The 18,489-nt window shown below is 69.7% G+C and carries 20 protein-coding genes and 1 pseudogene; 8 read left to right on the plus strand and 13 right to left on the minus strand.

Features of this window, described 5'->3' with window-relative positions; genetic code table 11:
• Window positions 1–218: 218 nt before the first annotated feature.
• A complete protein-coding gene (locus OG395_RS43735; RefSeq protein ID WP_327247866.1) occupies window positions 219–1,583 on the minus strand; it encodes a dipeptidase in 1,365 nt (454 codons plus the stop codon).
• A gap of 184 nt (window positions 1,584–1,767) precedes the next feature.
• On the opposite strand from OG395_RS43735, the gene OG395_RS43740 reads away from it, so the two are divergent.
• The gene (locus tag OG395_RS43740; RefSeq protein ID WP_327247867.1) at window positions 1,768–2,982 is read left to right on the plus strand and encodes a geranylgeranyl reductase family protein; all 1,215 of its coding nucleotides are present in this window, start codon (window positions 1,768–1,770) and stop codon (window positions 2,980–2,982) included.
• Between the two features lie 279 nt (window positions 2,983–3,261).
• On the opposite strand, the gene OG395_RS43745 is transcribed toward OG395_RS43740, so the two are convergent.
• Window positions 3,262–3,711, minus strand: coding sequence for a nitroreductase family deazaflavin-dependent oxidoreductase (locus tag OG395_RS43745; protein ID WP_327247868.1), 450 nt, complete (start codon window positions 3,709–3,711; stop codon window positions 3,262–3,264).
• A gap of 130 nt (window positions 3,712–3,841) precedes the next feature.
• Here OG395_RS43745 and OG395_RS43750 point away from each other — a divergent pair, with 130 nt between their 5' ends.
• The 3 genes from OG395_RS43750 (at window position 3,842) to OG395_RS43760 (ending at window position 7,291) form a co-directional block, all read left to right on the plus strand.
• Complete coding sequence (locus OG395_RS43750; protein ID WP_327247869.1) at window positions 3,842–4,585, plus strand: TetR/AcrR family transcriptional regulator; 744 nt, start codon at window positions 3,842–3,844, stop codon at window positions 4,583–4,585.
• A 664-nt stretch (window positions 4,586–5,249) separates the two neighbouring features.
• Window positions 5,250–6,629, plus strand: a complete 1,380-nt coding sequence (locus tag OG395_RS43755; protein ID WP_327247870.1) for a sensor histidine kinase — start codon at window positions 5,250–5,252, stop codon at window positions 6,627–6,629.
• Window positions 6,626–7,291, plus strand: a complete 666-nt coding sequence (locus OG395_RS43760; RefSeq protein WP_327247871.1) for a response regulator transcription factor — start codon at window positions 6,626–6,628, stop codon at window positions 7,289–7,291. The genes OG395_RS43755 and OG395_RS43760 overlap by 4 nt, the downstream gene beginning before the upstream one ends.
• Here OG395_RS43760 and OG395_RS43765 read toward each other — a convergent pair.
• The 3 genes and pseudogenes from OG395_RS43765 to OG395_RS43775 all read right to left on the minus strand — a co-directional run.
• Window positions 7,252–7,566 (minus strand): DUF6332 family protein, encoded by a 315-nt coding sequence (locus OG395_RS43765; protein ID WP_327247872.1) that lies wholly within the window; start codon window positions 7,564–7,566, stop codon window positions 7,252–7,254. The genes OG395_RS43760 and OG395_RS43765 overlap by 40 nt on opposite strands.
• Window positions 7,567–7,669: 103 nt before the next feature.
• On the minus strand, window positions 7,670–7,816 hold the full coding sequence (locus tag OG395_RS43770; protein WP_327247873.1) for a hypothetical protein: 147 nt from the start codon (window positions 7,814–7,816) through the stop codon (window positions 7,670–7,672).
• Window positions 7,817–7,860: 44 nt separating this feature from the next.
• A pseudogene (locus OG395_RS43775) lies at window positions 7,861–8,139 on the minus strand (MFS transporter); the annotation flags it as partial.
• Window positions 8,140–8,278: 139 nt separating this feature from the next.
• Here OG395_RS43775 and OG395_RS43780 point away from each other — a divergent pair.
• The gene (locus OG395_RS43780) at window positions 8,279–8,680 is read left to right on the plus strand and encodes a MarR family winged helix-turn-helix transcriptional regulator (RefSeq protein ID WP_327247874.1); all 402 of its coding nucleotides are present in this window, start codon (window positions 8,279–8,281) and stop codon (window positions 8,678–8,680) included.
• Window positions 8,681–8,729: 49 nt separating this feature from the next.
• Here the strand turns inward: OG395_RS43780 and OG395_RS43785 are convergent, their stop codons facing one another.
• From OG395_RS43785 to OG395_RS43795, 3 genes are all read right to left on the minus strand, one after another.
• Entirely contained in the window at window positions 8,730–9,518 is a 789-nt protein-coding gene (locus OG395_RS43785; protein WP_327247875.1) for a maleylpyruvate isomerase family mycothiol-dependent enzyme, read from the minus strand.
• A 21-nt stretch (window positions 9,519–9,539) separates the two neighbouring features.
• Window positions 9,540–9,926, minus strand: a complete 387-nt coding sequence (locus OG395_RS43790; protein ID WP_442818661.1) for an SCO4225 family membrane protein — start codon at window positions 9,924–9,926, stop codon at window positions 9,540–9,542.
• Window positions 9,927–10,003: 77 nt separating this feature from the next.
• The gene (locus tag OG395_RS43795) at window positions 10,004–11,221 is read right to left on the minus strand and encodes an MFS transporter (RefSeq protein WP_327247876.1); all 1,218 of its coding nucleotides are present in this window, start codon (window positions 11,219–11,221) and stop codon (window positions 10,004–10,006) included.
• A gap of 165 nt (window positions 11,222–11,386) precedes the next feature.
• On the opposite strand from OG395_RS43795, the gene OG395_RS43800 reads away from it, so the two are divergent.
• A complete protein-coding gene (locus OG395_RS43800) occupies window positions 11,387–12,601 on the plus strand; it encodes an ROK family protein (RefSeq protein ID WP_327247877.1) in 1,215 nt (404 codons plus the stop codon).
• Window positions 12,602–12,825: 224 nt separating this feature from the next.
• On the opposite strand, the gene OG395_RS43805 is transcribed toward OG395_RS43800, so the two are convergent.
• From OG395_RS43805 to OG395_RS43810, 3 genes are all read right to left on the minus strand, one after another.
• Entirely contained in the window at window positions 12,826–13,272 is a 447-nt protein-coding gene (locus OG395_RS43805; RefSeq protein ID WP_327247878.1) for an Imm1 family immunity protein, read from the minus strand.
• A 4-nt stretch (window positions 13,273–13,276) separates the two neighbouring features.
• Entirely contained in the window at window positions 13,277–13,573 is a 297-nt protein-coding gene (locus OG395_RS58580; protein ID WP_442818793.1) for a DddA-like double-stranded DNA deaminase toxin, read from the minus strand.
• Between the two features lie 361 nt (window positions 13,574–13,934).
• Complete coding sequence (locus tag OG395_RS43810; protein WP_327247879.1) at window positions 13,935–14,447, minus strand: hypothetical protein; 513 nt, start codon at window positions 14,445–14,447, stop codon at window positions 13,935–13,937.
• Window positions 14,448–14,755: 308 nt separating this feature from the next.
• Between OG395_RS43810 and OG395_RS43815 the strand changes: the two genes are divergently transcribed.
• Window positions 14,756–16,030 carry an ISL3 family transposase gene (locus OG395_RS43815; RefSeq protein WP_327241761.1) on the plus strand — a complete coding sequence of 425 codons (1,275 nt, stop codon included), beginning with the start codon at window positions 14,756–14,758 and terminating at the stop codon, window positions 16,028–16,030.
• A 410-nt stretch (window positions 16,031–16,440) separates the two neighbouring features.
• Here the strand turns inward: OG395_RS43815 and OG395_RS43820 are convergent, their stop codons facing one another.
• A complete protein-coding gene (locus OG395_RS43820; protein ID WP_442818794.1) occupies window positions 16,441–16,686 on the minus strand; it encodes a DUF6444 domain-containing protein in 246 nt (81 codons plus the stop codon).
• 42 nt (window positions 16,687–16,728) lie between these two features.
• On the opposite strand from OG395_RS43820, the gene OG395_RS43825 reads away from it, so the two are divergent.
• A complete protein-coding gene (locus tag OG395_RS43825; protein ID WP_327247881.1) occupies window positions 16,729–18,189 on the plus strand; it encodes an IS1380 family transposase in 1,461 nt (486 codons plus the stop codon).
• 137 nt (window positions 18,190–18,326) lie between these two features.
• Here the strand turns inward: OG395_RS43825 and OG395_RS43830 are convergent, their stop codons facing one another.
• Complete coding sequence (locus OG395_RS43830) at window positions 18,327–18,476, minus strand: hypothetical protein (RefSeq protein ID WP_327247882.1); 150 nt, start codon at window positions 18,474–18,476, stop codon at window positions 18,327–18,329.
• Window positions 18,477–18,489 lie beyond the last annotated feature (13 nt).

Raw genomic sequence — 18,489 nt, forward strand, 5'->3', positions numbered from 1 at the left:
CGGGCCGGGATCCGCGCCGGCCGGGCCCGCACATGAAATTGCACCACGGCAGAGGGCGCAGGAACGCGCGGGGACGGGCCGGTGGACGACCGCGCCCGGTCCGGCACGGACCCCGCGCGGGGGAATCCTGCGGACCGGGTGCAGACAGGCGAATTCCGGGGCGGCCGTGCCCCCCCGCGTACGAGAGGTGCGTCCGCCCCGGAACAGGTGATGTGACGTCAGGAGCGCTTGGACTCCGCGTAGTTCTGCAGGAAAAGTGCCTCGGCGACCGACAGCCGCTCCAGCTCCTCGGGCGACACGCTCTCGTTCACCGCGTGGATCTGCGCCTCCGGCTCGCTCAGGCCGATCAGCAGGATCTCCGCCTCCGGGTAGAGCGCGGCGAGGGTGTTGCAGAGCGGGATCGAGCCGCCCATCCCGGACGTCTGCATCTTCTCGCCGGGGTACGCGGCTTCCATGGCCTGCGCCATCGACGTGTACGCCGGGCTGGAGGTGTCCGCGCGGAACGCCTGGCCCTGGCCGACCTGCTCCACCGAGACCCTCGCCCCCCACGGGGCGTGCGCCTTCAGATGGGCGGTCAGCAGCTTCGTCGCCTCGGTCGCGTCCTGGCCCGGCGGCACCCGCAGGCTGATCTGCGCCCGCGCGCTCGCCTGCAGCGACGGCGTCGCGCCGACCACCGGCGGGCAGTCGATCCCGATGACGGTGACGGCGGGCCGGGCCCAGATGCGGTCGGCGACGGTACCCGTGCCGATCAGCTCCACACCGTCGAGGACCTTCGCGTCCTTGCGGAAGTCGGACTCCGGATACTGCAGCCCGTCCCACTCGGCGTCCGTGGTGAGCCCGTCGACGGTCGTGGTGCCGTCCTCGGCGCGCAGCGACGCCAGCAGCTGAATCATCGCGGCCAGCGCGTCGGGGGCCGCGCCGCCGAACTGCCCGGAGTGCAGGTTCCCTTCGAGGGTGTCGAGGGTGACCCGCAGCATCGTCATGCCGCGGAGTGTCGCGGTGACCGTCGGCAGACCGACCCGGAAGTTGCCGGTGTCGCCGATGACGATGGTGTCGGCGGCCAGCAGCTCGGGGTGCGCCTCGGCGTACCGCTCCAGACCGCCGGTGCCCTGCTCCTCGGAACCCTCGGCAATCACCTTGACGGAGACCGGGACGCCGCCGTTCGCCTTGAGAGCGCGCAGGGCGAGGAGATGCATGATGAAGCCGCCCTTGCAGTCGGCCGCGCCGCGGCCGAACCAGCGGCCCTCGCGCTCCGTCAGTTCGAACGGCGGGGAGATCCAGGCCGACTCGTCGAGCGGCGGCTGCACGTCGTAGTGCGCGTAGAGCAGTACGGTCGGGGCGCCGGCCGGGCCGGGCAGGAAGCCGTAGACCGACTGGGTGCCGTCGGGGGTGTCGAGCAGGGCGACGTCCTGGAAGTCCTCGGCGCGCAGTGCGTCGGCGACCCAGGCTGCGGCCGCCTCGCACTCGCTCTTCGGGAACTGCGCGGGATCCGCCACCGACTGGCAGGCCACCAGCTCGGTCAGCTCCGCTTTGGCACGGGGCATCAGCGAGGCAATGGTCTCGGAAATCGGATGGGCGGTCATGGGCACGCTCCTCGTGGGTGCGACGTTATGTGTACGAATCCGTCTGCATGAACGCCGTGTGTGCGGCGCTGCATGTATGGCGAACCCACGGTCGATCCTCCCACAGCGGGGACCGGTCGCAAGGCGCCGTAGGATGCCGTGAGCAGCTTGGGCCACTGGTCGGGATCGGGAGCAGAAGCACATCGTGAGCAGCGAGAACGCAGACGCCGGACGTGAGCTTGAAGAGTCGTCCGTGTGGGATGTCGTCGTAGTCGGCGCCGGACCGGCCGGAGCCTCCGCGGCATATGCGGCGGCGGTCGCCGGGCGGCGGGTGTTGCTGCTGGAGAAGGCGGAACTGCCCCGCTACAAGACCTGTGGCGGCGGCATCATCGGCTACTCCCGTGATGCGCTGCCACCCGGATTCGAACTGCCCTTGCAGGACAGGATCCACGCGGTGACGTTCTCGCTCAACGGCAGGCTGGCGCGGACCCGCCGCTCCAGGCGGATGCTCTTCGGGCTCATCAACCGGCCCGAGTTCGACGCGGGTCTGGTCGAGGAGGCCCAGAAGGCGGGCGCCGAACTCCGCACCGGGGCATCGGTGACCCGGGTCGAGCAGCACGGCGCCTCGGTCCCGGACCGGCGCACGGTCGCCGTGGTGCTCGCCGGCGGCGAGACCGTCCTGGCCCGCGCGGTCGTCGGCGCCGACGGCAGTGCGGGACGCATAGGAGCCCATGTCGGGGTCAAGCTCGACCAGGTGGACCTGGGTCTGGAGTCGGAGATCCCGGTCCCGGCCACCGTCGCGGAGGACTGGGCCGGGAGGGTGCTCATCGACTGGGGTCCGATGCCCGGCAGTTACGGGTGGGTGTTCCCGAAGGGCGACACCCTGACCGTCGGTGTGATCTCGGCGCGCGGTGACGGCGCAGGGACCAAGCGGTATCTGGAGGACTTCATCGCCCGGCTCGGTCTCGCCGGGTTCGAGCCGAAGATCTCCTCCGGTCATCTCACCCGCTGCCGCAGCGACGACTCGCCGCTGTCGCGCGGGCGGGTGCTCGTCTGCGGCGACGCGGCGGGGCTGCTGGAGCCGTGGACCCGCGAAGGCATCTCGTTCGCATTGCGTTCCGGGCGGCTCGCCGGTGAGTGGGCGGTCCGGATCGCGGAATCGCACGACGCGGTGGACGCCCGCCGCCAGGCGCTCAACTACGCCTTCGCCATCAAGGCCGGGCTGGGCGTCGAGATGGGTGTCGGTCGGCGCATGCTGAAGCTGTTCGAGCGCCGCCCGGGAATTCTGCACGCGGTGCTGACCGGTTTCCGCCCGGCCTGGAAGGCGTTCGCCGGGGTCACCCGCGGGACGACCTCGCTGGCCGAGCTGGTCCGTACTCACCCGCTGGCGCAGCGGGCCCTGTCGGCGATGGATCGTTAGCCCGTTTCTCGGCGCTCACCCTGCCGACCGGACCAGGACGTCGGTGGGACGGAGTTCGGGCCGATGGGTGGTGACGGGTCCCGTCCCGGCGGGTGGCCCGGGCCTCGCGGTCCAATGCGTCGGTTGATACATCGACAGACAGTGCTGCGCCCGTCGGAGGCGAACCCGTCGATCCCCGGTGGTTGCCGCAGGCCCGGCCGCGACGCCTGCGGCGGGCGATCTGTCGGGGCCGTCGGCCCTTGCCCGGCAAGGGCACAGGCGGTTCCGTGCCGGTCCGGGTCAGGATGTGATCGTGATCCGGAAGACGGGGTGGTCGGGGGCGATGCGGTGCAGCTCCTCGACGGACGAATCCGGGCCTACGCCGCCGAAGAACACCCCTACCTCCGCCTTCCAGCGCTTGAGGTAGGCCCGCAGCAGTTCCGGCTTCTCGTCGTCGGCGATCTCGACGGCGGTGAAGACGTCGGTCTTCTTGCCGAGGTGGAGCTCACCGCCGCCGGCAGCCCGCATGTTGTGCGTCCACTGGACATGGCCACGCGGCGCGACGAGATACTGCTGCCCGTCCACGGTCAGGAGGTTGACCGGGGTGCGGCGCCACTCGCCGCTCTTGCGGCCGCGGACGGCCAGGACCCTCGATCCCCAGACGCTGATGCCGCGTCGGGTGATCCAGGCGACGGTGCGGTTGAAGACGTTGACCGTGAACCAGCCGGGCTTCTGAACATGCACGGACATGAGATTCCCCTTGTTGGAAAGTGTGAGCACTGCTCTCGCTCGAGATCAGTTTGCACGGGGTTGGTGCTCAAAAGCAAGAGCGGTGCTCTCTTTGTTGGTCGGTGCTCCAATCCGTGGCAGACTGAGCTCCATGAGCACCATCCGAGGAGCCAGGGAACGGGCCCGTATCGAAGTCACCGCAGCCATCAAGGACGAGGCGAGAAAGCAGCTCGCAGCCGAAGGCGCCGCGAAACTCTCACTGCGCGCCGTCGCACGTGAGCTGGGCATGGTCTCGTCCGCGCTGTACCGCTACTTCCCCAGCCGCGACGAGCTGCTCACGGCCCTGATCGTCGATGCGTACGACGCCGTGGGCGAGGCCGCCGAGACCGCTCACCGGGCCTCGTGCGAGGTTCCACCCGCACCCGCCGCCCATCTCGCCCGCTGGATCGCGGTCGCCTGCGCCGTACGCGAGTGGGCCCTCGCCCACCCCCATGAATACGCCCTGATCTACGGCTCGCCCGTGCCCGGCTACACGGCACCCCAGGCGACCGTCGGTCCCGCCTCCCGCATCGGCTTCGTTTTCATCGGGATCGTCGAAGACGCCCACCGCACGGACGGCCTCGCCGTGCCGCCTCTCGCCGCCGAGCTGCGGCCCGAGGCCGAGAGGATGGCCGCCGACTTCGCACCCGATCTCCCTCCGGCGGTCGTCCCCGCTCTCGTGGCCGCGTGGTCACAGCTCATCGGGCTGATCTCCTTCGAGATCTTCGGCCAGTTCAACCGGATCGTCGAAGCCAGGGAGGCCTTCTTCCGGCAGGCGGTCGCCGACCTGGCCCGTAACGTCGGACTCCTCGACGACCGGGCCGACCGCACGGCCACCAACAGTGCCGGTGTCTGAGAGCCTGTCGGGTGACCTCTGATCGGGCGGCCACGCCCTGGCACGCACGCTTCCCGCGTTGCCGAAATATCCTAGTAGCTCCGCTACGAGGACATCCCGCCGCCTTGGAATCGCACGCACCAGACCGCGTCCGCTATCCGATCGAAGGTCACCCGACAGGCTCTGAGCCCGCCGGCCCGTATGTCCGCCCGTCGGCCCGGCCCGATATCTCGCCTGCGCCGGCCGGGGTTCACAACTGCTGGGCAGACACATCGTTTTGGCGAACATGGGCACGATGGGGTGAATGGCGCGACGAGCTGCGGGCATGCCCGGCGGGGTGTGCGTAACGTTCTCGGTGCGATCTGGGACGCGGGGTGTGGCGTCAGCGGTCGGGGCCCCCGTGTCACCAGCGAGATGGTTCGGGGCCTCCCCGTCGCCTCTGGCCACACCCATATGGCCAGGTCGTAAGGGATTCCGCCCGCCTGGGACGGAGCGCATACGGGATATGCGTCGCCGCCCGGGATGCGAAAGCGGAGGACCAGTGCGCCCAAGACCGTTCGGGGCGTGCCGGTGAGCCAGGAGTCACTCCTGCTCGCTGCCCAGGAACGGTACTCCGCAGGGAGTACGTGTGATCACCACGCCCGGCTGACGCCGCTGTCGAGGCCCGCGGTCTAGCGTTGCCGATATGGAAGAGCAGCGCTCACACGGAAGCGGCGGTCCGCCCTGGGAGCAGGGCGGACCGCCGCAGCGGCGGCCCTGGGCGCACGCGGCCCCAGGGGGCCCCCGGGGGCCTTGGGGCCCTTGGGGACACGACGGGCCGCCGCGCTGGCTGACGGGGATGCGTGAGCGGTCCGCCGCCCGGCTGCCCTGGCCATCCACCCTCCTCCTCGGCGTCCTTGTCATGATCGGCTCTTCCGTCGCGGCCCGCGGCCAGCTCGGTGAGCGCGCCCCGTTGGACCTCTTCGCCCGGGTGCTGCTCTTCATCGCCGTCGCCGTGCTGGTGCTGCGCCACCGCCACCCCGTCCTGGCGGTCTTCGGCAGTGCGGCCGCGGCCACGGTCTATCTGGGCGCCGGGTATCCGTACGGCCCGGTTTTCCTCGCGGTCGCCGTCGGCTGCTTCAGCGCGGTTGTCGCGGGGCACCGGCGGGCGGCCTGGGCGGCCGTGGGAATGGTGTGGCTGGGTCACCTGCTGATGGCGCACTGGCTCTACCGCTGGCTGCCGCCGAGCGGCGACTCGGCTGCACCCTGGGGGCAGGAACTGGGCGTCGCCGCCTGGGTGGTGGCGATCGTCGCGGCGGCGGAGTTCGTACGCGTACGCCGTGAGCAGTGGGCCACCCAGCGTGCCCAACGGGCGGCCGCCGAGAAGCGACGGGCCGACGAGGAGCGGCTCCGGATGGCCCGGGAGCTCCATGACGTGCTCGCCCACAGCATCTCCGTCATCAATGTCCAGGCAGGCGTCGGACTCGCGCTGCTCGACTCCGACCCGGAGCAGGCCCGGAATGCCCTCACCGCGATCAAGACGGCCAGCAAGGAGGCCCTCGGCGAGGTCCGTCAAGTCCTCGACACACTCCGTACCCCAGGGGATGCCCCCAGGGCCCCGGCCCCCGGACTCGACCGGCTGCCCGAGCTCGTCGACCAGGCGGCGAGCGCCGGACTGGCCGTGACGGTGGAGTCGGAAGGCGTACGCGGCGCTGTCCCGCCCGGTACGGATCTGGCCGCCTTCCGGATAGTGCAGGAGGCGCTGACGAACGTGGTGCGGCATTCGGGCTCGCGCACCGCACGGGTCCGGATCGGCTACGGGACTGGCCGCGTACGGCTCCGTATCGACGACGACGGCCCCGCCACCGGCAGCGAGGCGGGCGGCAGCGGCAACGGGCTGGCCGGCATGCGGGAGCGGGCCGCCGCACTGGGCGGCACGATCGAGGCGGGCCCCCGGGCCGACGGCGGTTTCCGGGTGCGGGCCGAGCTTCCCCTGCACTCGGCGTCGGACGGGGACCCGGCGTCGAGCGTGGACTTTGCGTCAACCATGGACATTGTGCAGGACACGACGGAGGAGAGACCGTGATCCGCGTACTGCTCGCCGATGACCAGCTGCTGGTCCGCGCAGGATTTCGCGCCCTGTTGGACGCCCAGCCGGACATCGAGGTGGCGGGGGAGGCCGCCGACGGGGCGGAAGCCGTGCGGCTGGTGCGTGAGCTGCGCCCGGATACCGTGCTGATGGATATCCGCATGCCGCATCTCGACGGTCTCGCCGCGACCCGCACCATCACCGGCGACCCGGAGCTGAACGACGTCAAGGTGGTCATGCTCACCACCTTCGAGCTCGACGAGTACGTCTTCGAGGCGATCCGGTCCGGCGCCTCCGGTTTTCTGGTCAAGGACACCGAACCGGAGGAGCTTCTGCGGGCGGTACGGGCCGTGGTGGCCGGTGACGCCCTGCTCTCGCCGGGGGTGACGCGTCGCCTGATCGCCGAGTTCGCGGCCCGTTCCAAGGAGCCCGCGGCCGCGGCCGGCCTGGGTGAACTGACCGAACGGGAAAGGGAAGTGATGGCGCTGGTCGGCATCGGTCTGTCCAACGAGGAGATCGCCCGCCGGTTGGTCGTCAGCCCGCTCACCGCCAAGACCCATGTAAGCCGAGCCATGGTGAAGCTGGGCGCACGTGACCGGGCCCAACTGGTGGTGCTCGCCTATGAGTCGGGCCTCGTGCGTCCCGGCTGGCTCGGCTGAGACGGATCCTGCGGGCGGAGCGTGGCCGTCGGGCGACCGCGCCCCCGGCGGGGGAATCCCCACAGCACATCGACGAGGCGGGCGACGAAGACGACGGCCGAGACGACGGCCCCGCTCAGGAGCACCACTCGCTCCGCCGTGCGCGACAGGTCGAGGTACACGGTGGCCGCGCCGACGGCGATGAATGCGGCGGCGGCCAGAACAGCCCCGCTGACCAGGGCGAAGACGATCTCGACGGTCATCGCGTCCCGGTCTTCCTGACTTCGTCGCCCCATGTCCGAAGTGTCACAGGGGCGGTGGGCCGCGGGCAAGGATGCCGCGCCGCCCACCGCCCCGTCCCCCCGCGCTGGTTGGTCATCGGGGCAGCGGACCGACCGGTCAGTCCCGGACCGCCACCTTCTCGGCGGCTGCCGCCTCCGCGGCCGCCCGGTCGCCGGCGGACGAGGCGACCAGCACCGTGTGCTGAGCGGGCCGGCTGCGGCGCAGGCCGGTCAGGGTGATCAGCAGTCCGATGAACGCGATCACCGTCACCACCAGCAGGCCGGGGCGGTAGCTGTCGAGGACCGCCTGGGGGAGCCGTCGCCGCTGCCGTGCGCCGTGATCACCGCGGCGACGACGGCCAGGAAGGTCACCCCGCCGACCTGGCGTCGGCCGAGGAGGTCGGTCGCACGTCCTCCGAGGAGCAGCAGTCCGCCGTAGCCGAGGATGTAGCCGCTGACGATCCACTGCAGGGTCGAGGTGGTCAGACCGAGATCGTCGGCGATGGACGTCAGAGCGACGCCGACCGTGGAGACGTCGAGCGCGTCCAGGAACATCGCGGCGCAGAGCACGAGCAGGGTGCCCCACAGCCGCGGGCTCCAGTGCGCATGGGAATCAGGGACGTTGAAGCGGAGTGGTCATGGCGAGGAAAATTCATGCACATGCATTGAATGCAAGTGCATTTAATTCCGATGCAACAAACGACCTCTTCTCTGCTAACGTGCGGACATGGCCGCGAACAAGCCCGAGCACGTGCTCGTCGACGAATGGCGGGACATCCTCGCGCTGCACGCCAGGACGTTGTGCGAACTCGATCGCGAGCTGCATCGGCACGGCCTCGGCGCCAGTGACTTCGAGGTGCTCGACGTCCTCGCGGAGGGTGCGTCGGAGGACGGCGGCGCCGCCTATCGCGTACAGGAGCTGGCGTCCCGGGTCCACCTCAGCCAGAGTGCGCTGTCACGCCTGGTCGCGCGGCTGGAGAAGGACGATCTCGTCTGCCGCGGGATGTGCAGCGAGGACCGCCGAGGCGTCCGGGTCGAGCTGACGCCGAAGGGCCGGGCGCGCCATGCCGAGGTGAAGCCGTTGCAGCGCTCGGTGCTCGCCCGGATGCTGAACGGCGCGACCGGCTGAGTGCGGCGCGGACCACGGCGGGGGCGGCCCTCGCCTGCCCGTACGCCGGTCAGGACCAGGTGATCCCGGAGTTCTCGCACCACAGGCGTGCGAGCCCCCGGTCGCCCCACACCGCCACCGCCGTGAGCGGCTTCCGGTTCCAGAGCGTGAGATAGAGGTCCTCGGCCGTTCCGTTCAACTCGCAGTCCACGGACCCGTCTTCGGGTTCGCCCGCACCCGTGGTGCGGACGGCCTGCGGCGGATCCGCCGAGAGGCGCACGGTCCATGCGGTGTCCGTGTCCGCGGCGTACACCCGCAGCGTACGCGGGACATCGGTGCGCACCCGGCTCTTCGGGCGGGCGTGCAACCCGCGCAGCAGCTCGTCGATCCCGTCCAGCGCAAGAGCGGCCGCCACCGGTGACAGGGGACCGCCGCGCGCGGACTCGGCGTCCACCCGGTGAATCGTCGTCTCGTGCGCCTGCCGTCGGGCCCAGAACGCAAGCGGGGACGGCGCGGGAAGAAACGTCCAGCACTCCAGATCGGCGGGGGCGCCCGCCAACGCGGCCACCAGCCGGCCGTGCCCCTCGCGGAACCAGTCGAGCAGGGCGCCCCCGTCCAGATCGGGCTCCCCGCCGTCGGGGTGGTACGCGGTGTGGCCCTCGATGACATACGCGGTCGCCCAGCGGTGCACCATGCCGGTGTGCCGGAGCAGATCGCGCACCTGCCAGCCGGGACAGGTCGGCACCGGTGCGCCGGGCCCCGCCTGTTCCGCCGCGGCGGCCAGCAGGTGTCCCGCGCCGGCGAGCGACCTGATGTGGTCGGCGATACCCGTCGTCTCCATGCTCTCCATGCTTTCCATGGTCGAGATTGTGACAGCGGCTCAGGCACCCTGGGGACGGGCGGAACGGGACCGGCCGCCACGGCGCACCAGCCTGACGAACCAGCCGAGGGCGAGCGCCTGCACCAGGACGGACACGACGAGGGCGAGATAGACGAACCAGGCCGGACCGGCGGCGTCCGCTCCCCACAGTGTGCTGCCGACGAAGAACACGAACACCGTCGGCGCCGCGAGCAGGAACAGCCACACGCCCGCGAACGAAGCGTCCTCGTGCTGGACGAACAGGGTGTCCACGGCGACGAACACCGCTGTCGCCAGAACCACGCCGAGGTAGATCAGCGAGGCGGGATTGCCGAAGGTCAGTCGTGCGAGCGCGCGAAGGTGCTGCTTGTTCATGGCCTGCTCCCCGTAGACGGTTGACACTTCCATGGTGCGACCGGGGAGCGGCACCTGCCTGAGTACACCTACTCAATCGGGCATCAGTACGTGAGACGTGCGTACGTCGATCAGGCGCGGGTCACCGCATGGCGAGCCGCATAGCCCAGCACGGATGCCGCGCCCGCCAGCACCGCCACCGTCGTCAGAGCGACGGGCAGCGAGAACCAGTCGGCCAGGAACCCGATCGCGGGCGGCCCCAGCAGCATCCCGCCGTAGCCGATCGTCGACGCGGCGGCCACTCCGCTCGGACCGGCCAGCTCGCCGGCCCGGCCGACGGCGACGGGGAAGATGTTGGCCAGCCCGAGACCGGCGACGGCGAAGCCGAGCAGGGCGAGCCAGGCCGTCGGGGCGAGCGAGCCGAGGAGCATGCCGGCCGCACCGGTGGCGCCGCCCGTGACGAGCGTGCGGGTCTGCCCGAGTCGTTCCAGCAGCGCGGTGCCGGTGAGCCGGCCCGCGGTCATGGCCAGGGCGAACAGGGAGTATCCGGCTGCGGCGATGCCCGGGCGGGCATGCAGGTCCTGTTCCAGGTGGAGCGCGCTCCAGTCGGCCAGTGCGCCTTCCCCGTACGCGGTGCAGAGCGCGATCACGCCGAACAGCAGCACCACCTTGCGGGCGCGCCCGGTCAACCGGCGCGGCTCCTCGGTGCGGTCGGCCACGGATACGGTCCGGGGGGCCCGGTGCCGCAGCAGGGTCGGTCCGGCGGCGGCGGTGACGAGCAGTCCCACCCCGGTGAGGACGAAGAGGTGGGTGGCGGGGGAGAGCCCGCCGGCGACCAGTCCGCCGAGGCCGGCGCCGAGCATGCCGCCGAGGCTGAACGCGGCGTGGAAGCTGGGCATCACGGGGCGCCGCAGGTCGGCGACGAGATCGACCGCTGCGCTGTTGATCGCCACGTTCATCGCGCCGTACGCCGCGCCGAAGACCAGCAGCACCGAACCGAGCGCGAGCGCCGAATGCGTCTGCGCGGGCAGGGCGATGGCGAGTGAGAGGAGCACTCCGCACACCACGGTCACGGGGTGGCTGCCGAATCGTCGGCAGAGCCCACCGGCGAGCATCATGGTGATGACCGCCCCGGCGGAGACGCCGAGCAGCGCGAGGCCGAGGGTGGAGGCGGAGGCACCGGTCTGGTGCTTGATGGCCGGGATGCGGACCACCCAGCCGGCGAAGAGGAAGCCGTCGAGGGCGAAGAACACGGTCAGTGCGGTACGGAGGCGGGCCGACGAGGGTGGGGCGGTGTCTCCGCCTGGTCCCCCCGGTAGGGCCGTCCGCAGTTTGTTTAGTTGCGGCACAAACTCAGCATAGGGGCCCACGGACAACAGACGCAAGACGGTCTCCTGCCGGAGCGGGCAGCGGCATCCGACCTGGCTGCGCAGGGCGGCCTCCGTGACCGAAGCGGGCAGAAGTCGGCCACCGGGGCGTCGGCAGCGGCTCCGGATCATGGGAGACTCGGCCCCATGAACGGCAAGGCGACCACCACCCGGACGAAGTTGGAGAGGGGCCGGAGTGCGCTCGGACCCGCGCTGGAGCTGGTCCACACCGGACGCGCGCCCACCCGTGCCGTGCTCACCTCCGAGCTCGGCGTCACCCGCGCGACCGCCGGCGCGGTCGCCGCGGAGCTGGAGGCGCTCGGCCTCATCCGCGTCGACTCCAGCCCCGGTTCCGCGGCGGGTTCACAGGGCCGCCCCTCGCACCGGCTGGCCGTCCGGGAGTCCGGTCCGGTCGCCATCGCCGCGCAGGTGCATGCCGACGGGTTCCGCGCCGCGCTGGTCGGGCTCGGCGGGCGGCTCGTCGCCACCGCCCCCGGCTGTGTCACGGTCACATCGGACCCGGCGCAGGTCGTGGGCGAAGTCGTCGACGCGTGTGCCCGGTTGCTGCACGACAGCGGACTGCGCTGCGTCGGCGCGGGACTCGCCGTCCCCTCCGCCGTGGCCGAACCGGAGGGCACCGCGCTCAACCCCCTGCACATCGCCTGGCCGGCAGGCGCTCCGGTCCGCGAGATCTTTGCCACGTGTGTACGGGAAGCAGGCATCCCCGGACCCGCGTTCACCGGCAACGACGTCAACCTCGCCGCGCTCGCCGAACACCGGCACGGCGCCGGCCGCGGGGCCCAGCACCTGCTCTGCGTGGCCACGGGCCACCGCGGCGTCGGCGGTGCCCTTGTCCTCGACGGCCGCCTGCACACCGGCAGTTCGGGTCTGGCCCTGGAGGTCGGCCATCTCACCGTGAACCCGGAAGGGCGTCCCTGCCACTGCGGCGGGCGCGGCTGCCTCGACGTCGAAACCGACCCGCTCGCCTTCCTGACCGCCGCCCGCCGGGAACCGGGCCCCGAGGAATCCCTGCTCAAGCAGGCGAGTGACCTGCTGCGCACCGAGTACGAGGACGCGGCGGTACGAAACGCGGCCGAGGAGCTCATCGACCGGCTCGGCCTCGGCCTCGCCGGCCTGGTCAACATCCTCAACCCGGACCGCATCATCCTCGGCGGGCTGCACCGTGCACTGCTCGACGCGGATCCGGAGCGACTGCGCGCGGTGGTCGCCGACCGCAGCCTCTGGGGTCGCAGCGGCAGCGTGCCGATCCTGCCGTGCACCCTCGACCACAACAGCCTCGTGGGCGCTGCGGAACTGGCTTGGCAGCCCGTCCTCGACGATCCGCTGACCGCACTCGCCTGAACCGGCGGGTGAGGTCCGGCGCCGCTACCGCGCGGCCTCGGGGACGAGAGCGAACGTCCGGGCGACCCGGCCGGGCGGATTCACGCCATCCGGCGGTGGAACTCCGCCGGAATCCGTACAGCGGCACAGACAGTGCCCACCCCGACGAGCAGGAATGCCATGGCTCCGCGGGGTGAGATTGCCACTTCGACGATAGTCCTCGCGCCGAGTTCAGGCCGGACTTCCTACTCGCTGTCCAGGTCCTCCGAGAAGTTGGCCGCATCGAGGAGCCCATTCCCATTGAGCCAGTGAGCGATCGCCTCGATGGCGAGATCCCGATCGATGAAGCACCTGGCCGAGATCTCCAGCGAGTCGTCGAAGATCACTCGCCGCAACGGACCACCGGGGTGATCGGTCGACCTGGTCACGGTCTGCCAGAAGTCCTCATTGGTGTGGATGAGAACCCAACTGTCCAGCGACACACCGATGTTCAGCGAGTCCTCGGGAATGTCCTTCCCTCTCCAGAGGGAGAGCCCTGGAAAGTCTTCCACTCCCGCTTCCCGATAAAGTTCGAGAGCCTTCTCCGCGGCCGCTACTACCTGCCCGACCTGAGATACTTCCAGCCCGGTCTCTCGGTTTGTGGTCGGATGCCAGAACCTGAGATACTGCTCCGCAGTCACAGCACCTTCCATCCTCCTACTCCTCCGGTGAATTCCCAGGTCGACGTGGTTCGGTTGTCCGGGAAATTGACTCTGAGTGTAGCTTCGTTGGGTAGCAGCTTGTGGAGCATGTGTCTACGGAAGCCGGCGGCCGCGCAGGGGCCCCCTCGTAGTTGATGTAGAGGTCCGCATCGCTGATGCCTATTTTCTGCATGATTCCTGCAGCGTTCCCCTCAACGTGTCTCGTTGCGTACGTCCTACCTGATCCGGGTCCCCCCGGAAAATTGTCGCCTTCGTGGAACCACCGCCCCGGGCCCGGGATCTGACTTTTCAGCGGGACGTCCGCTGTCTCCGCCCGGAGTCGGCGGGTCCGCTGCGCTCAGCAGCCATATCGCCTGCTGGCGAGCGCCAATCGGTTGCCCATGTACGGGTCCGTGGCCAGGCCATCTTGTCCATCGCGCCACAACCTCATCGAGCGCCAACTCGGCGTCGCCGGCAACCTTGGCTTCTGCAGAGATCACAAGTGCCACTGCGGGAACGGAATGTAACAGGCGGTGCTGCCGGACCAACGCCCGGCAGCACCGCCTTGATCCATTTCGCCGCGGCCAGAGGCCTATTCGCTGCAAGATCCCACAGCTACTGCAGGGTCGTCAGCTGCCCCTGAGCACACCGGAATCGGGTGCTTGCTCGAGAACTCATGCACGGGATTCACGGCAAAGGTACAGAGAAACCCTGATGGGGGTGTCATCGGGATCGAGATGCTCGAGACCCAGTATCACGTGCACATCGGAGACCCTCCAGCAGTCAACCCACACGAATGCGAAGTAATCGCCGTCGAGCACCAGGCCTTCTGGCTCCACTGAGAATTTCTCGCCCATCAGAGAAGTAAACCGACCTGCCAGCTCGCGACAATCACGAATCTTTCCCTGGTACTCCCCAGTGACGTCGCTGACGTAATCGGGGGAGCCCCAATCGACCTGCCACTCCTGCAATGCGACGCCGAGCACCACCAGGCCCTCGTAATCTTCGATTCCCAGGCGGAGGCCATTCCGCGTCAAACGCTTCGGGTGCGGCAGAGATACCGAGCCAGCAGGATCCCAGCCAGACAGGACGAGTTCAGAGGAAACCCGCTCCGCATCCCACGGAGATTCGAACCGCGCAGCCAGCTCAATGAGCTGGAGAGCGTGATCCAAATCGACATCAAGCATCAGCTTCTCCCTCCGAAAGGAACATGATGGACCGCAAGTGCACCGCTTTCCAACTCCGCCGGGAACCACTCCCGGAAGAGCGCCCGATAGAACGTGGCACCACCTGGGCTCGAAACTGCATACCGGACACCCCTGCCACCCAGGGCGTTATTCAACCCCAAGAGGCGCTGCACCTGATCAATTGTGGTGCTTTTATGGCTCTCCTGTCGCTTCCGTGGGTCGCTGACCAGGGCTGATACGCAGAACACGCCGTAGCCCGGCTACGTTTCGACTTGCGACAGTACGAAACGGAAGAACCTGGATACGGCGTGCGATCTGCAAGCATATGGACTCGGCTGCTCGGAGTCGAACACACGGTGGTCGCGTCGGTCGAGGCCGAGGAGGGCAACGGCGCGGAGGCGGGCCCCTGGGATGTGGTGATCGTGGCCCATGCCCGCCCGGCGAAGAGGCGGCGGCAGCGGTGCGGGGTCTGCGGTCGCCGGTGCGCCCGGTTCGACAACGGCGAGGGCCGCCGGCGCTGGCGTGCCCTGGACCTGGGGGTGGTCCGGGCGTTCATCGAGGCCGACGCGCCGCGGGTATCCTGTCCCCAGCACGGTGTGGTCGTCGCCCACGTGCCCTGGGCCCGCCACGGTGCCGGGCACACCCTGGCCTTCGACGACACGGTGGCCTGGCTGGCCACGCACTGCTCGAAGACCACGGTGGTCCAACTGCTGAGGATCGGCTGGCGCACGGTCGGCGGCATCTGCGCCCGCGTGTGGTCGGACGTCGAACAGCGCGTGGACCTGCTCGCGGGCCTTACCCGGGTCGGCATCGACGAGATCTCCTACAAGCGGCACCACAAGTACCTGACCGTGGTGGTCGACCACGACAGCGGCCGGCTCGTGTGGGCGGCGGCCGGCCGGGACAAGGAGACACTGCGGTCCTTCTTCGACCTGCTCGGACCTGAACGCTCCGCGAAGATCACCCACGTGTCCGCGGATGCCGCCGACTGGATAGCGAAGGTAGTCGCCGAGCGCTGCCCGCAGGCGGTGCGGGTGATGGACCCGTTCCACGTCGTGCAGTGGGCCACCGACGCCCTGGACACCGTGCGCCGCGAGGTCTGGAACGCCGAGCGCGGCGGCAAGGGCCGCGCCACCCCGGGCTCGAAGTCACTGAAGAAGGCCCGCTGGGCCCTGTGGAAACGCCCTGAGGACCTCACTGAACACCAGCGCGCGCAACTGGAGTTCATCGCGAAAGCCCACCCCGTCCTGCACCGCGCATACCTGCTCAAGGAGGCCCTTCGCCTGGCGTTGAAGTCCGGCCCCGACACCCCCGAGGCCCTCCTCGACTGGGTGTCTTGGGCCCGCCGCTCCCGACTGGAGCCCTTCGTCAAGCTGCAACGGGCCATCGTCAAGCACTGGGACGCCATCACGGCGGCAGCCGAGCACTCCATGAGCAACGGGATCGTGGAGAGCATCAACACCAAGATCCGCCTGATCACCCGCATGGCCTTCGGCTTCAAGGACCCCGCAGCGCTCATCGCACTGGCCATGCTCAGCCTCGGCGGCCACCGACCCCACCTACCAGGGCGTCAAGCTGCATGAACCTACCCACGGAAGCGACAGGAGAGCCGCTTTTATTGAAGGCCGTGTCCGGCAGCCATCGTGCACTGCCATGCCGACGGGGAGTTCGAGCAACCCTGGATGTCGGAGAATCCGGACAGCTCCTTGACGAATTCCCAAGGCTCCACCCAGCTCTCGAGCCCCGTGGAGCCGTCGTGGTACTGGACATTGAACTCGAGCTTCTCCGGGTCGGGGATGATCGGGTCCCCGCCCCAGGTCCAAGACCTGCCGGGCGCGATAGCCTGAACTCAGCACGTCCGCCAGGCCGTTCCCGCACCCCGCGCACCCCCGCAGACGGACGGGCAATGGTCGATCATCACGTCGGGATCGGCGACCTGCTCCAGTCGGCCAACCGGATCTCCCTTCGCCCGGCCCGGCTTGCGGCCACTGGCCTACTGCAACGACTTCGGCGCCGGCTTCTTGCGCAGCCCATCGCTGGACGGCGGCTTGGAGGAGTTACGCGAATCCGAAGCGACCTGCCGCTCCAACTCCGCGATCCGCTCCGCCTGCTCGGCGATCGTCGCGGCCCGAGCGGACATCAGCAGCTTCAGCCTCATGTATTCAGCTATAGCGTTTGTCCGCCTGTGAACTGACGTCTTGACAGTAGAAGGGTGCCCCTGGCCTGCGATGATCTGGATTGACTAGATCAAGAACGTCGCGGAGCAAGGGGCACCCAGAAGGTGAAGGGTAGCGGGTGGGATCGGCGGCTCGTGGTGCGGGCCGACGATCGCAATCTCGTCGGACATGCGGGCATCGTGCTGTTGCGGAAGGTCGCGGACCGCGTGGGGCTCACCATCGCGTTGACCCGCGCGTTGCCCCAGGGTGTCGGGCCCGGATGGCGGGACCGGGGCATGGCGCTGGTCCAGCTGGCCTGTGCGATCGCGCTCGGGGCCAGGAACGTCCTGGAGGCTGAGCAACTCCAGCATCACTGGCGGATGTTGTTCCCGCATCCCGTCTCGGACAGCACGCTGTGGCGCACTCTGGAGACGATCGACGGCCCGGTGGCGGTGCGGGTCGAGCGGGTCCGCGCCGCGATACGTCGCGTGGTGTGGACACTGCTCGCCCTGCGCCCCGGCGGCTTTCCCTGGATCACGGTGTGCGGCCGGGATCTGCTCGGCTGGTACGTCCTCGATCTCGACGCCACCATCGTCGCCTGCACCAGCAAGAAGGAGGGTGCGGGCGGCACGTTCAAGGGCACCTTCGGTCACATGCCGCTGGGGGCCTGGGTGGCCAACACCCGCGAGTGCGTCGCGATGCTGCTGCGGCCCGGCAATGCCGCTCCGAACGATGTCGCTGATCACAGGAGCGTCCTGGCCGCCGCGCTGCGGCAACTGCCGCTGCCGCTGTGGTCGAAGCTGCTGATCCGGATCGACGGCGCGGCCTTCAGCCACGGGGTTCTCGAGCACCTGCAGTCGCTGACCACGAGCCGGCGCCGGGTGTGGTGGGTGACCGGCTGGGCCGTCAACGACACGGACGAGGCCGCGATCGCGCTGCTGCCCGAGCACGTGTGGACGGCCGCGCTGCGACAGGACGGCGAGGTCCACGAGATCAACAACCCCGACGGAGAACGACTGTTCTACCAGGTCGCCGAGCTGACCGGGGTGCGCGACCTGGCCGGCTGGCCGGCCGGGATGCGGCTGATCGTGCGCCGGGTCAAGCCTTCGCGCCGGGACGCGAAGCAGCTGACCGCCTTCGAGAAGCGCACCGGCTGGCGCTACCAGATCGTCGCCACGAACATCCCCGCCCACCAGGGACTCTCCGGCGTGCCCGGATCCGGGCAGGTGTGGTTCCTCGACGCCTTGTATCGCGATCACGCCGAGGTGGAGGACCGGGTGAAAGCGACCAAGCGGATCGGTCTCGGGCTGCTGCCCTCGAAGTCCTGGCAGCTCAACGCCGCCTGGGTGCTGGCCTCCACCCTCGCCGCCGACCTCGACGCCTGGACCCGGCTCCTCCTCCTGCACGACGAGCCCGGCCTGGCCAAGTCCGAACCAGAGACGATCCGCAGGAAGCTGTACCACCTGCCCGCCCGCCTCACCTCCCACGCCCGCCGACGCACCCTCCACCTTGACCAGACCTGGCCCTGGGCGTCCGCGTTCACCACCGCCTGGCACCACGCAATGAAACTTCCCGACGTCACCTGACGACCGGACCCCGACCCGACGAAGACCAGGAAGGAGTAGCCGCACCACCCCTCGGGCCCGTGGAGCCCGACGCCCCCGCAGCGCATGCGAAGGCCCCACGTCCACACCGACAGGACAAACCAGGGCAACCCGCCGGATCAGATACGGCCGTCAGGCCGCAGACGAATCGAGGTCAGTGCGTCGATCAGCGCGCGGTCCGCCGCGTCCGTACGGTTCGTCAAAGCGGTGGCGGGCAAATCGAACGCGGTCAGCAGCGCGGAACGCAGCTGCGGCAGAGCCGGCTTCACCGCGACCAGCCGC

The organism is Streptomyces sp. NBC_01320 (assembly GCF_035974375.1).
Classification (GTDB): Bacteria; Actinomycetota; Actinomycetes; order Streptomycetales; family Streptomycetaceae; genus Streptomyces; species Streptomyces yanii.

Bases quoted from the DNA above. Each gene is read 5' to 3' on its own strand.
- OG395_RS43750 (WP_327247869.1), top strand. From the start codon at position 3,842: ATGAGCACCATCCGAGGAGCCAGGGAACGGGCCCGTATCGAAGTCACC.
- OG395_RS43805 (WP_327247878.1), bottom strand. From the start codon at position 13,272: ATGGAAGGTGCTGTGACTGCGGAGCAGTATCTCAGGTTCTGGCATCCG.
- OG395_RS43755 (WP_327247870.1), top strand. From the start codon at position 5,250: ATGGAAGAGCAGCGCTCACACGGAAGCGGCGGTCCGCCCTGGGAGCAG.
- OG395_RS43780 (WP_327247874.1), top strand. From the start codon at position 8,279: ATGGCCGCGAACAAGCCCGAGCACGTGCTCGTCGACGAATGGCGGGAC.
- OG395_RS43765 (WP_327247872.1), bottom strand. From the start codon at position 7,566: ATGGGGCGACGAAGTCAGGAAGACCGGGACGCGATGACCGTCGAGATC.
- OG395_RS43735 (WP_327247866.1), bottom strand. From the start codon at position 1,583: ATGACCGCCCATCCGATTTCCGAGACCATTGCCTCGCTGATGCCCCGT.
- OG395_RS43785 (WP_327247875.1), bottom strand. From the start codon at position 9,518: ATGGAAAGCATGGAGAGCATGGAGACGACGGGTATCGCCGACCACATC.
- OG395_RS43745 (WP_327247868.1), bottom strand. From the start codon at position 3,711: ATGTCCGTGCATGTTCAGAAGCCCGGCTGGTTCACGGTCAACGTCTTC.
- OG395_RS43800 (WP_327247877.1), top strand. From the start codon at position 11,387: ATGAACGGCAAGGCGACCACCACCCGGACGAAGTTGGAGAGGGGCCGG.
- OG395_RS43790 (WP_442818661.1), bottom strand. From the start codon at position 9,926: ATGGAAGTGTCAACCGTCTACGGGGAGCAGGCCATGAACAAGCAGCAC.
- OG395_RS43810 (WP_327247879.1), bottom strand. From the start codon at position 14,447: ATGCTTGATGTCGATTTGGATCACGCTCTCCAGCTCATTGAGCTGGCT.